Source organism: Pseudogulbenkiania sp. NH8B (assembly GCF_000283535.1).
Classification (GTDB): Bacteria; Pseudomonadota; Gammaproteobacteria; order Burkholderiales; family Chromobacteriaceae; genus Pseudogulbenkiania; species Pseudogulbenkiania ferrooxidans.
In genome coordinates, this window is sequence record NC_016002.1 from 2798319 (window position 1) to 2811828 (window position 13510).

A 13510-nucleotide genomic window follows, 5' to 3' on the forward strand; every position below is an offset into this window, starting at 1 on the left:
AGACCCGCAATGAGTCGCCCGGCAACCCGATTCAAACCGCGTTGTCCGGCTGCAACCATTGCGCCAGTTGTTGCTCGAAAGCGCTTTTGCCATGCTGCAGGAACTGTTCATTGAGAGAGGACTTGCCGGACGCTGGCGATGCCTCTTCCCCTTCTGCCGGTACAGCGGCTTGCCCGTCGGCTTTGATCTGTATATGTGTCACACCACGATGACCGTCCTGGTCCTGCACTGTCACCTCTAGCGACACGGGCTTATTCCAACCTGCCGGCACCATACCGCTGAAGCGCCCTGTCTTGGGGTCAAACCGAATCCAAGAAGGCAACGGCTGGCCATTGCTCTGCCTTGCACTAATACTGAGAACGACATCGGGGTTACGAGTCAGTACCGTTCCCGGAGGCAAACCAAAGCTGAAGGTCTGTCCTGCGATCAACGACCTAACCCCCAGATCGGGCAAGACCTGCAGAGGAGCGCCCTGTGCAAGGGTCAAACGGCTGACGAACGGCAAGGCAAAGCCGTTATCACTCGTCCCCGGCGGGAGCATTTGCCCAATCGGCAGGCGATTGGGAGCAACGCTGCTGAAATGATCCTGCCCAAAGGCTAGCTGCAGCGGAGGCACAATACTGCGCACGTCATTGGCAACGGAGGCGATGTCGCTTGCAAACATCGCAATGGTGTTACTACTGCTCGACGCAACTGCCTCCAACACGATATTGGGCGTAATCGGTGCAATCTCTATGATGGGACTCTCGCTGCTCGGAGCCGCCACAATTTCCGGAGTGACGGTAACTGGAGGCTGTATGACGGGTGCCAAGACCTGATATGCCGTAGCCACTACCTGCTGCTGAATCACATTACCCGCCATATCGGTCACCCCACCGGCACGCACGGCGATTGCCAACGAACCATCACCTCCCACGCCAGACAATTGCACCAGATAGTGGCTTTCGCTCAGTTTGGTAATGGCAGCAACTGAGCCATGGGCGCTGCCACTCGTCACGATGCTGATCGCACCAGCGTCGAGCCCCGTAATCGGCTCGGAGAACACCACGTCGTAGCTGACGCTGCTGGCGCTGGTGGAAAGCGTATCCAAGGGGGTAATCGACGCAACCTGTGGCGCCACGCTATCCACGGTTATGGCGTAAGCCGACGATTGCGCGCTGGCATTGCCAGCCAAGTCGGTCGACGTAGCGCGAATACTGTGGCTCCCGTCGCTCAGCGCACTGGACAGGCTGTAACTCCATGCCCCACTACCGTCGGCCATGGCGGTACCGACGGCCACGCCATCCACGTACACCGTCACCGTGCTGTTGGCCTCGGCCGTGCCGGTGAGTGTCGGCTGGTTGTTGCTGGTGACACCGTCTGAGCTGCTGCTGCCGGTGTCGGTTGCCGAGCTCAGGCCGAGGCCGCTGGGTACGCTGGGCGCACCGGTGTCAATGGAGACACCATAGGCCGTGGACACTCCGCTGTTGACCGCACCACTGCTGGCCATTGCGGTAATCGCATGTGGGCCGTCACTCAGTGTAGTGAGCAGGCCAAAACTCCAAGCCCCAGTGCCATCCGCCGTGGTCACACCAACGCTGACACCATCCACATAGATGGTGATATCGCTATTGGCGATGGCGGTGCCAACGATGGTGGGCGTGCTGTCGCTGGTCACTCCGTCATGGTTGTTACTGCCGGTATCGGTGCCGGCACTCAAGCCACTCACCGTTGGAGCCGGCAACTGCATGGTCACATTGCGGGACACTACCGCACTGTCCTTGATGCCGTCGTTGACGGAGATGCTGATCACGCGGGTGCTGGTGTTCGGTGATGCCGAGGTGTCCGAATAGGTTACTGCGCGCAAGGCCGCCTGCCATTGCGCCAGCGTCGCGATGGCGCCGCTAGAGGTTAGCGTCAACACCCCGGTGCCAGCGCTGTAGCTGGCGGCGATGTTGCCGTAGGTGCTGCTGTTGGTGTTGCTGAACGCCAGCACGTCTTCGCCGTTCTGGAAGTTGCCGGTGATGGCTACATGGGCACTAGACAAGGTTGCGTTATCCAGATCCGACACCGTCAGACCGCCGTCCACCGCCACCGGGGCCGGCGTGCTGCCGATTACATAAGTACCGGAGCCACTGGAGGTCGTCGCGATCGGGGTCTGGTCAGTCTGGGTGACCGTGACGGTGCGGGTCACCGTTGCGCTGGTCTTGCTGCCATCGTCAACCTGGAAGCTGATGGTGCGGGTGGCCGAATTCGGAGTGATCGCCGTATCGGTGTAGGTGACAGCGCGCAGTGCCGCCTGCCATTGCGCCAGCGTGGCGGTGGCGCCGCTCGAGCTCAGCGTCAGCACGCCAGTACCGGCGTTGTAGCTGGCGCTGATGTTGCCCATGGTGCTGGGGTTATTGCTGAACGCCAGCACGTCCTCGCCGCTCTGAAAGTTGCCGGTGATCGCCACCGTGGCGCTGGCCAGCGTGGTGTTGTCGAGGTCGGCGAGGGTGAGGCCGCTGTCCACCGCCACCGGGGTGGAGGGGGCGTTGTCGCCGGCGGTGAACGCCGCGCTGCCGCCGCTGGTGGTGGCGATCGGAGTCTGGTCGGTCGGGGTGACCGTGACGGTGCGCGTGACGGCGGCGCTGCTCTTGCTGCCGTCGTCGACCTGGAAGCTGACGGTGCGCGTGGCGCTGTTGGGCGTGACCGCGCTGTCGGTGTAGGTCACCGCGCGCAGTGCCGCCTGCCATTGCGCCAGCGTCGCGGTGGCGCCGCTGGAGGTCAGCGTCAGCACCCCGGTGCCGGCGTTGTAGCTGGCGACAATATTGCCCATGGTGCTGCCATCGTTGGTGAAGGCCAGCACATCCTCGCCGCTGTGGAAGTTGACGGTGATCGCCACCATGGCGCTGGCCAGCGTAGTGTTGTCGAGGTCGGCGAGGGTGAGGCCGCTGTCCACCGCCACCGGGGTGGAGGGGGCGTTGTCGCCGGCGGTGAACACCGCGCTGCCGCCGCTGGCGCTGACAATCGGGGTCTGGTCGGTCGGGGTGACCGTGACGGTGCGAGTAACCACGCTGCTGCTGGCGCTGCCATCGTCAACCTGGAAGCTGATGGTGCGAGTAGCGCTGCTGGGCGTGATCGCCGTATTGGTGTAGGTGATGGCACGCAGCGCCGCCTGCCATTGCGCCAGCGTCGCGGTGGCACCGCCGGAGGTCAGCGTCAGCACCCCGGTGCCGCTGTTGTAGCTGGCGACAATATTGCCCATGGTGCTGCCATCGTTGGTGAAGGCCAGCCCATCCTCGCCGCTGTGGAAGTTGCCGGTGATGGACACTGTCCCGCTGGCCAGCGTGGAGCTGGCGCTGTCGGTGACCATCAGGCCACTGTCCACCACCACCGGGGTGGAGGGGGCGTTGTCGCCGGCGGTGAACGCCGCGCTGCCACCGCTGGTGGTCACCACCGGCACCACCGCCACGCTGACGGTGGAAGCTACGGCTAGCGTGGTGGTATCGACACCGCCGTTGCTGGTACCACCGTTGTCCTTGACGCTGGTCAGCGTCACCACCCGGTTGCCGATGGAGGGGCTGCCGCTGCTGTCGCGATAAGTGATGCCGTTGACCACGCTGCCCGCGGTGCTGGCGGATATGCCGCTGCTGCTGATGGACACGGTGGCGGTGCCGCTGGATACAGAGACGGTAACGCTCAGGCCGTTGCCACTGGTAGTAAGCGCGTTGCCGTTGGTCAGCGCCACATTGCTGCCGTCGATGGAGAGAATTTCACTGCTACCGTCTTGCAGACCGGACACGGTCAGCGTCAGCAGGATCACACTCTGGCTGGATTCGACGGTGCTGATGCTGGCGCCGCTGAACACCGCCACCGCGGAGCCGCCCATCGTGAAGGTGGGGTTGGAGGCGGTGGCGCTGCCGGTAGGCGCGTCATTCACCGCCGCCATCGCCACCGTCACATTGCTGGAGCCGGTGCCGCCACGGCCATCGTTGATACTGACATTCACCGTGCGGGTGGCGGTGCTGGGGTCGCTACTAGTGTTGTTGTAGGTCAGCGCCGCCGCCAACGTGGCGACCCGCGACGGGGTGCCGTTGCTGTTTAGCGTCACGACCAGGTCATGACCGCTGACGCCATCGCCGTTGGTGGCGATCACGCCGATGGACACGCCGCCGACGGACACCACGCTGCCCACGCTGGTGCCGTTACTAAGCGACACCGTGCCGCTGGTATCGATGCCCAGCACGTCCTCGCCGCTCTGTCCATTGGCGGAGATGTGCACGGTCAAGTTGCCGCTGTTGAAGTTGGGGGTGTCGCTATCCGTCACCGTGACCGCAGTACTGGCATCCAGCTTCACCGCCCCGCCCTTCTCTGTAAAGGTGGGATTGTCGCCGTTCAGGTTGCCGATCACCGGCGCGGAATCCGCTGCTACCGTGACCGTCTTGGTCACCGCGCTGCTGGTGCTGGAGCCGTCGTTGATCGCAAAGCTAATGGTGCGGGAGCTGGTATTGGGCGACAGCGAGCTGTCAGAGTAAGTTACCGCACGCAGGGCGGCCTGCCATTGCGCCAGCGTCGCGGTGGCGCCGCTGGAGGTCAGCGTCAACACCCCGGTGCTGTTGTTGTAACTGCCAATGATGTTGCCGTAGGTGCTGCTGCTGGTATTGCTGAAGGCCAGCATGTCTTCGCTGCTGTGGAAATTGCCGGTGATCGACACCGTGGCGCTGGCCTGGGTGGTGCTATCGGAGTCGGTCAGCGTGATGCCGCTATCCACCGTCACCGCACTGCCGGTGCCGCTGCTATAGGCGCTGGAACCGCCGCTGGCGGTCAGCACGGGAGAGACGTTGGGCACCACCGGCGCGGAGAAGCTGATGGAATCGAACGCCAAGCCCGCCGAGCCGTCGGTCGCGGTAAAACGGACGGTATCCACATTGCCCCAACCGCTGCCAAACGTCAGCGTGCCCGCATTGTAGACCCCCGAATCCTTGACGTAGGTGATAGCCATATTGCCGGAGCCGTAGGTTCCGCTCGCACTGAAGTTAAAGCCAGTGACAGTGACCGTGGCGGTAGTGCCTGAACCCCCATCGTAGCCGGTGATGGTGAAGGTTTTGGCAAAGCCACCCTGCCCGTCGTAAGCATTCGCAGCCAGAGAGTTGAGCTTAAAGTTATCGGCCAGGTTGCTGGAGCCGAACTCAAAATAAGTAATGCTGGAGCTTGCCGAGCCACTGGTATCGCTCAGGATCGCATTGCCCGAGAAACCGGAAAAGCTGTCGCCGTATTGGATGTTCACATCCACGATATCGACGATGCCCCCGCCGTTGGTAGAGTACGTGACCCCACCCAGAGTCAGGCTGGAAGAGCTGTTGCCCGGTGAAGCGCTATCAAAATTCTGGCTGGCCGGCACCGCCAGCAGGTCCTGATAATCGAAAGCCAGCGCCGCCACGTCGATGTGGCCACTGCTGTACTCCAGCGCCCAGTCTCCACCTAGAGAACTGGAGCCGGTGCGGTCAGTGGATGCCGCCACGTCGGCATGGGTGTAGCTGGACAATGTCGAGACAAAAGTCGCACCGCTGTTGCCCGCGCCGATATCGCAGCCGTACAGCAGGATATCGCCACCGGCCTGCAAGGCCTGGCCTATCGTGGCCAGTTCGGCCTGATGGCTGGCGATATTGCCTTGAGTCAGCTCGAGGGTACCCAGCATCAGGTCAGCGGATTCGCCGTGAGACAGAATATGGATGGCGGCGTAGCCCTGGTGCTCGCTGGCCCATTGGGCAATCTGGGCCAAGCCATCCTTGCTGCTATCCAGCACGACGACCTCGGCACCAGTCGGCATCTGGGCGAGCAGGCTCTGGTAATTGGCGACGTTGGATTCGACGAACACCACCTGCTTCGCGGTGTTGGCGGGCGCCGGCGCGGCGAGCGATTCCGTCGTGGTGGCGCGGGCATCGGTGGGAGCGGTTGCATCCACCGTTTTGTCCACGACGGTATGCGACGCATCAAGATGTGGCTCGGCAGAGGCCAGCGAGACAGCAACCGCACCGTCGAACATCAATCTGGGCTCCAGCGCTTGCAGTAGCAAGCGAGAGCGCTGATTTGAGGGCAACTGTTTTTTTTCGCTGCCCTGCCCTGCCGATTTCCACCACCCCATGACCGCTCTCCCATTTTCCTTGATCAGAATGCCATTTAAATCAGGCAGTCACCAAGTAATGACTAAAGCATATCACAGTTAATTAGTATGTCATTCCTTGTCTGAAGTCTGTCTCTCGACGTCTGCAGGGCAATGTCGATATGACTGGATAGCGCTTGAAATAGTCAAGATATCGATATGCACAAATACATAAAGCTATCTGGCCGCTTGGCGATATCACGGCCTCTACCGGATTGCCAGGCCCCTGAAGTGCAGCCACACGCCATGCTCTGAACGCAAAGCGCTACGTCTATCACCTTTTTTGGCCGGGTTGCACCATGCAATGCCGTCCAGCTATCCACGTTTTGGCAAAAGAGACCAAGAGGTCATCATTCAGAAAAGAACAGCACCCGATCTGATCGCTGACAGGATAAGACCCTGTTAAGCTGGCCTTTTGGTCTCAGCCATATATCATGAAACTCGAATATTACGGCTACCTGGCCGCCTTTCTCACCACATCGAGCTTTCTGCCCCAGGTTTTGCACGCCCTGCGCACGCGCGACCTGAGCAGCATCTCGCTGTCGATGTACCTGATGTTCGTCAGCGGCGTGGCGTTGTGGCTGGCTTACGGCATCCTGCTCGGGGCCGGGCCGTTGATTGCTTCCAATGCCATGACGCTGCTGCTGTCGTCGATCATTCTTGGCTTGAAGCTGCGCGAGGAGATAAGGCGGCGGGCTGGATCGGCGCCTTCAAAGAGGCGGTCGTGAGGGGGTATAGGAGAGGTAAGCGCGGCAATGCTGGGACAAACCAGCCGGCCCCGGCCGACAAGCGGGCTGGGGGCCATGACACTAGATCCCCTCTAGACCGGCATCGAGACGCCCCGGCCCCCCCTGCTATCGGCTAAGCACGCAGCGATCGGCGCCGATGCAGCGCGGTATGGATGCCGGTGAGCAGCACCGCGAGCCAGATCGGCGCATAGGTCAGCAGGCTGTCCAGCGACAGCGGCTCGCCCAGTAGCAGCACCGCCAGCAGAAACAGCAGCACGGGCTCGACGTAGCCGAGAATGCCCAGGAGGCCGAGCGGCAAGTGGCGGCTGGCGACCATGTAGCTGGCCAATGCCACGGTGCTGATCAGGCCCAGCCCGGGCAGCAGCAGCCAGAATTTCGGCTCGGCCAGCACGCCCCAGCCGGCCTCTCCCAAGTGCCACAACAGCAGCAGCGCCACCGGGCTCATCAGGGCCAGTTCCAGGGCGAAGCCACTGATCGGCTCGAGCCTGGACCAGCGCCGCAGGACGAAATACGGCGGGTAGCCTATCGCCACCAGCAGCGTCGGCCAGGCGAAGGCGCGCGTCAGCCACAGTTCGTGCGCCACCCCCACCATGGCGCAGGCGACCGCCAGCCATTGCAAGCGATACAGCCGCTCGCCGTACAGCACGCAACCGGTCAGCACCATGGTCAATGGCAGCAGGAAGTAGCCCATCGATACCGCCATTGCCTGCCCGTGCAGCGGCGCCCACATGAACAGCCACAGCTGGGTCGCCAGCAACGCCGCCATCGCCGGGAGCAGCAGCCACAGCAAGGGTTCGCTGCGCAGCCGCGCCAGTTGTCTCCCTAGCGACGACCACTGGCCGCGCACCGCCAGCAGCAACAGCACGCCGGGCAGCGTCCACAGCACGCGCCAGGCGTAGATGGCGAGGCCGTCCAGCGGCTTCAGCAGCGTGGTGTAACCCGACAACAGGGCGAACAGCACCGACGCCAGCAGCGACAGCATGGCCCCCTTGCCGGAAATGGGCTGGGAATGTGGCATGAACCCTCCAGAGCACGACGGCCGCGGCCGCCAGAACCCGACGTTGTAGCATCGCCGCCGGGCTCGGGGCAAATGCACTCGGAGGACATCAAGGTTGGCCGAAGAGCATGCGGCATGCCGTCGGCGCGGCGGAACATGGAAAAACCTTGAGCGCGGGATGGCGGCGCGGCGGCGCGGAAGCGGGCTTGGGGTGTGTCAGCAATGGTGCCGGCGCGGCGCGGGAAGCCATCGATGACCCACCCTAGCGCCGGGTGTTCACCCGTACCGCCAGCAGGCCCTTGACGTGGCGGTCCAGCACCACCACCAGCCAGCCCATGGCCACGAAGGCGAGCGCCAGGAACGCCGAGTTGACCAGCACCCCCTGGTAGCCCAGGCGCAGCACGTTGAGGAAGGGATAGGGATACAGCCCGACGAACACGCCGCGCAGCAAGGTGTAGGCGAGATAACCGCCGGGATAGGCCAGCCATAACAGCGCGTCGTGCCAGCGCAGCCGGGCCGGCGGCACGAACAGCACCCAGTGGACGAAGTAGCCGATCGGGATGACGTCGTGCAACAGCACGTCGCCCAGCCAGCGCCAGCCGGTAGGGTTCCACAGGTGCCGCAACAGGATGGCGTACACCAAGCCGACGATGGTGATGTACACCAGCGAGGCCGAGCGCACCGTCGGCCGCAGCAGGAAATGGCCGAAACGCGATTGCGGTCGCAAGCGCGGCACGGTCAACCCGGTTGCCAGGAACAGATTGGTGAGAATGGTGAAGTAGCTGAAGTAGTTAAACACCGTCCACTGCCACGCCACGCCCCGTGCGAGCTCGGCCACCACACCGAGATAGAGCTGCAGCACCAGCGCAAACCAGCCCAGCGACAACAGCAGCAACTCGAATACTTGTCTTGTTTTTTCGTTCTGCATGACACGCCCCTCGGCGTTGAAAGCCCACCATCGCAATCGCAATCACAATTGCGGGCTACGCTATATAAAGCATAGCCAAGCCGCATCCGGCTTGCGGCCAAATCCAGGGGAGCCATCACGATGACCATCGCTTTTGCCGTGCACGGTGGCGCGGGGCCGGTCCAGCGCGCCGAACTCGATCCAGACCGGGACACGGCGCTGCGCACCGGGCTGGCAGCGGCGCTCGACGCCGGTTATCGCGTACTGCAACAGGGCGGCAGCGCACTCGATGCCGTGACCGTGGCCGTCGCGCTGCTCGAGGACGACCCGCTGTTCAACGCCGGGCGCGGTGCCGACTTTACCCTGGACGGCCGGGTGGAACTGGAGGCGGCCATCATGGATGGCCACAGCCGGGGCGCCGGCGCCGTCACCGGCGTCAGCATCGCCCGGAACCCCGTCCGGCTCGCCCGCCGCGTGATGGAGGCGACCCCCTGCGTCATGCTGGGCTTTGCCGCCGCCGACGCCTTCGCCCGCGCCCAAGGCCTGGAATGCGAGCCCCCGCAGTATTTCTTCACCGAGGCCCGCTGGCAGGCGCTGCAGCGCGAGAAGGCCCGTCTGGCCGAGGGACAGGCGAACCAGGGTCACGGCACCGTCGGCGCGATCGCACTCGATTCGCAGGGAAGGCTCGCCGCCGCCACCTCCACCGGCGGGCGCGCCGGCAAGTGGCCGGGGCGCATCGGCGACAGCCCGCTGATCGGCGCCGGCACCTGGGCCGACGGGCGCTGCGCGGTGTCCGCCACCGGGCACGGCGAGTACTTCATCCGTGCCGCCGTCGCCCACGACATCGCCGCCCGCCTCGCCTACGCCGGGCAGACGCTGGCCGACGCCGCCGACAGTGTGATCCACGGCACCTTGCCGGCGCTGGGCGGCAGCGGCGGCGTGATCGCGGTCGACGCGGCAGGCCACGTGGCGATGCCGTTCAACAGTGCGGGTATGTATCGGGCGATGATCGATGGCACGGGGCGGCGCGCGCTGGCGCTGTATCGTGACGACACGCCGCCACCCTGATTCGTGACCGCCGCAGGCGGGGAAAACGCGGGATGAATGGCGGCAGGCGGGCGTGCCGCCTTAGAGCCTGTTTACGATCTCGCGAGCTAGAGCGAGACAAGGCAAAAACGGCTGAGGAAGCGGCGTTTGCACGTGGTAAAGGAACATTCCGAAGACGTTTTTAACGCCGTATCGCCGACGCGCAGCAGATCGTAAACAGGTTCTCAGAGATCGACCTTGCCACGCAGCGACTTGATGCCGCCGCGCCGGGCCTTGCCCTCCAGGCGGCGCTGCTTGGAACCGAAGGTCGGCTTGGTGGCGCGACGCGCCTTGGGGGTGTGGCTGACGCTGTCGACCAGCGCCTGCAAACGCAGCAGGGCGTCGGCCCGGTTCTGTTCCTGGGTGCGGTATTGCTGGGCCTTGATCACCACCACGCCCTCCTTGCTGACCCGCTGGTCGCCCAGTTGCAGCAACCGCTCCTTGATGTAGGCCGGCAACGACGAGGCGGTGACGTCGAAGCGCAGATGGATGGCCGACGACACCTTGTTGACGTTTTGCCCGCCCGCGCCCTGCGCGCGGATGGCGGAGAAGTCGACCTCCTCCTCTTGGACGGAAAAAACAGGGCGGGACATGGCGTGACGCTGGCGAGGGGATGAAGACCCGATTGTACCTGCGAATGGCGTCAGCGTGCGCCGCCCCACCCCATCGTCCGGCTAGGACAGCAAGGCCACCAGCCAGCCGGGGTGGATCGACCAGCCGGCGAAACCGGCCAGCCCGAACAGCACGCCAAACGCGCCGAAACCCCAGGCCGACAGCAAAAGCAGCCAGTTTTCCACCAGCGCCGCCACCGCGGCCGTGGCCAGCGCGATCGACAAGGCGGCATCGCTCATGTCGAACTGGTCGTCGTGGAAGTTCAGCCGGTCGTACTCCGCTTCGCTGGCCTTGGCCTGCTTCTGGATGGCGACCGAGCGCGCGGTGTACTTCTCCACATCCCGCGTCAGACGAACCTCTTCGGCGGCCATCACCTTGGCGTTGCCCGGCAGGCTCTGCGCCAGCAGCCGGGTCTGGTTCAGATTGCTTTCCGCCAGGTGCAGCTTGACCTTGTTGGACTGGTACTCGGCCCAGAAATCCACGGCGTCGGCCTTGGCCAGCTGCATGGCCTGGACGATGTTGTCGTCCTTGATCTTCGACACCCCCATGAACACCGACAGCAGCACCACCGTGATCGCGACGGCATTATTCAGCTGCTTCTTCTTGGCCTCGACACTGATTTCCACTTCCATATTGCCCCCCTGTTGGATGACCCTGTCGCACGATGAGCGCAATCTACCACAGAGCCGCCGCCGCTTGCCGTGCTTGCCCCGGCCCGGCGCACGAACGGCACAGCGGACTCCACAGCCGAATGACCGCAACACAGCAAAAAGGTTGGCCGAAGACCGCATACTTGACGGTCTTCGGCCAACCTTTCGATCCCGGTGGGGTGCGCTGTTGCGCGCCGCTCAGCCGCCGAACTTCAGCAGCACCACGCCGGACATGATCAGCATCACCCCCATGTAGCGCAGCAGCGACGAGGCATCGCCGAAAAACACCACCCCGACCAGAAATGTGCCGGCCGCGCCGATGCCGGTCCACACCGCATAGGCGGTGCCCATGGGGATCGTGCGCTGAGCCTGATACAGCAGGTAGCCGCTGAGCGCCATGCAGGTCACGGCAAAGGCGATGCCCTTGACCGTGTTGCCGCCGCTTTGCGCCATCTTCATCCCCAGCGGCCAACCCACCTCGAACAAACCCGCCATCGTCAGAAAGATCCAGGGCATATCCTTCTCCTCAAAAAATGCATATTGATGATTGCCGTCGTCCGTCAGCCGGCCGCGGCGCCGTCGATCAGGGCGTGCAGGCTCTGCACCACGTGCTCGCGTTCGGCCTGGCTGAAACCGACCAGCCCGAACAGCTCCAGAAACACCATGCCCTCGATCGCCAGGAAGGCCGTCAACGCCCGGTCGTCGGGCAGCGCGGCGCGGATGCGCGGCAGGTGCCGGGCGTAGAAATCCTGCATCGGCGCCAGCAGGGTCGGATTGTTCATGGCGGCGGCCAGCATCGCCGCGGCGGTGCGGTGGTCCTGCCCGGTCAGCCCCAGCACGGCGTCGATATACGCCTTGAGATGGGCGACACCGGGCTCGGCGTCGGCCGGCCAGCAGCGCTCGATCTCCTCGTCGTAGCGCCGCACCATGCGCTCCATCAGCGCCTGGATCAGCGCATCCTTGGTGCGATAGGTGTAGAGCACCCCGCCCTTGCTGATGCCCGCCTCCGCCGCCACGGCGTCGATGGTCAGCCTGACCACGCTGTCGCGCATGATGACGCGCTCGGTGGCATCGAGGATGCGATCCGGCTCGATGGTGGATGTCCGTCCCATGCTGCGCCCCTTAATTTATCCGTCTGGACGGTATTCTATTAATGCTTGAAAAGAAAGGCAATACTTTCGACTCGGCAGCCGACGGCGGCGCCACGTCTGCGCCGACAGCCACACCGCGACGCGACCCCCGCCCGTGCGGAGCGCCCCTGGATGCCGTTGCGCCCCAGCCAGCTCGCCCGCCCTCACCGCCACACCTTGCGGTGCGGCCGTTTACCGGCTTGGATGAAGAGAGACAAGTACCACTCCCGGGAGAGCTCATGCTCATCAACTGCGTCGCCTACCAGAACGGCAAGAAGCTGGCCGACCTGCCCATCGAGCAGATCCACGATTACCTCGCCCGGCCCGACTGCTTCGTCTGGGTAGCGATCCGCGACCCCGACGACAACGAACTGCAGCGCATGACCGAGCAGTTCCGACTGCACGAACTGGCGGTGGAAGACGCTCGCCACGGCCATCAGCGCCCCAAGCTGGAGGAATACGACGGCATGCTGTTCTGCGCGCTGCAGTTGCTGGACTGCGACGAAGGTGGCGAGCTGCTGGTCGGCGAGATGGACCTGTTCGTCGGCCACAACTACGTGCTGTCGTTGCGCAACCGTTCGCAACAGGGCTTCCAGAACGTGCGCGCACGCTGCGAGCACGAGCCGCAATTGCTGCGCTTCGGCGCCGGCTTCGTGTTCTATGCCCTGATCGACTCCGTGGTCGACCGCTACTTCAGCGTGGTGCACCGCCTGGAAGACGAACTGGAAGAAATGGAGGAAAGACTGTTTGCGCGCGGCGACGCCGGCCAGCGCACCATCCACGACCTGTACCTGCTCAAGCGCAAGCTGGTCACCGTCAGCCACGCCGTGGTGCCGCTGAACGAGGCCGTGGCGCGGCTGCACGGCGGGCGCGTGCCGGAGGTGTGCCGTGAAGTACAGGAGTACTACCGCGACGTCGACGACCACCTGGCCCGCATCGCGCGCACCCTCGACTCGCTGCGCGACATGCTGGCCACCGCGATCCAGGTCAACCTGGCGATGATCTCGCTCGACGAATCGGCCGTCAGCAAGAAACTGGCGAGCTACGCCGCCCTGTTCGCGGTGCCGACCACCATCGCCGGCATCTACGGCATGAACTTCCAGAACATGCCCGAGCTGAAAACCAGCGTCGGCTACCCGCTGGCACTGCTGGCGATGCTGGTGCTCGACCTGTTGCTGTGGTGGCGCTTCAAACGCGTGGGCTGGCTTTAGGGCGCGTCATCAATGGCGTCCCCCTCGCGTTGCTGCCGCGAAAG

10 protein-coding genes are annotated in these 13510 nt (G+C 64.0%); 3 read left to right on the top strand and 7 right to left on the bottom strand.

Going from position 1 to position 13510, the window contains the following annotated elements; translation table 11 throughout:
• Positions 1-31: 31 nt before the first annotated feature.
• Complete coding sequence (locus NH8B_RS12910) at positions 32-6106, bottom strand: DUF4347 domain-containing protein (protein WP_041702972.1); 6075 nt, start codon at positions 6104-6106, stop codon at positions 32-34.
• 452 nt (positions 6107-6558) lie between these two features.
• Here NH8B_RS12910 and NH8B_RS12915 point away from each other — a divergent pair, with 452 nt between their 5' ends.
• Positions 6559-6852: a SemiSWEET transporter gene (locus tag NH8B_RS12915; RefSeq protein WP_008953557.1), complete on the top strand. Its 294-nt coding sequence runs from the start codon at positions 6559-6561 to the stop codon at positions 6850-6852.
• A gap of 133 nt (positions 6853-6985) precedes the next feature.
• On the opposite strand, the gene rarD is transcribed toward NH8B_RS12915, so the two are convergent.
• On the bottom strand, positions 6986-7891 hold the full coding sequence (rarD, locus tag NH8B_RS12920; RefSeq protein ID WP_014087695.1) for an EamA family transporter RarD: 906 nt from the start codon (positions 7889-7891) through the stop codon (positions 6986-6988).
• A 241-nt stretch (positions 7892-8132) separates the two neighbouring features.
• Positions 8133-8798 (bottom strand): Pr6Pr family membrane protein, encoded by a 666-nt coding sequence (locus NH8B_RS12925; RefSeq protein ID WP_014087696.1) that lies wholly within the window; start codon positions 8796-8798, stop codon positions 8133-8135.
• Positions 8799-8918: 120 nt separating this feature from the next.
• Here NH8B_RS12925 and NH8B_RS12930 point away from each other — a divergent pair, with 120 nt between their 5' ends.
• A complete protein-coding gene (locus tag NH8B_RS12930; RefSeq protein WP_014087697.1) occupies positions 8919-9845 on the top strand; it encodes an isoaspartyl peptidase/L-asparaginase family protein in 927 nt (308 codons plus the stop codon).
• Positions 9846-10048: 203 nt separating this feature from the next.
• Here NH8B_RS12930 and arfB read toward each other — a convergent pair whose 3' ends face one another.
• The 4 genes from arfB to NH8B_RS12950 form a co-directional block, all read right to left on the bottom strand.
• Positions 10049-10456, bottom strand: a complete 408-nt coding sequence (arfB, locus tag NH8B_RS12935) for an alternative ribosome rescue aminoacyl-tRNA hydrolase ArfB (RefSeq protein WP_008953553.1) — start codon at positions 10454-10456, stop codon at positions 10049-10051.
• 81 nt (positions 10457-10537) lie between these two features.
• Positions 10538-11107: a DUF4337 domain-containing protein gene (locus tag NH8B_RS12940; protein WP_014087698.1), complete on the bottom strand. Its 570-nt coding sequence runs from the start codon at positions 11105-11107 to the stop codon at positions 10538-10540.
• A 216-nt stretch (positions 11108-11323) separates the two neighbouring features.
• Positions 11324-11641, bottom strand: a complete 318-nt coding sequence (locus NH8B_RS12945; RefSeq protein ID WP_008953551.1) for a DMT family transporter — start codon at positions 11639-11641, stop codon at positions 11324-11326.
• Between the two features lie 44 nt (positions 11642-11685).
• On the bottom strand, positions 11686-12237 hold the full coding sequence (locus NH8B_RS12950) for a TetR/AcrR family transcriptional regulator (protein WP_014087699.1): 552 nt from the start codon (positions 12235-12237) through the stop codon (positions 11686-11688).
• 257 nt (positions 12238-12494) lie between these two features.
• Between NH8B_RS12950 and corA the strand changes: the two genes are divergently transcribed.
• Positions 12495-13466 (top strand): magnesium/cobalt transporter CorA, encoded by a 972-nt coding sequence (gene corA, locus NH8B_RS12955; protein WP_014087700.1) that lies wholly within the window; start codon positions 12495-12497, stop codon positions 13464-13466.
• Positions 13467-13510 lie beyond the last annotated feature (44 nt).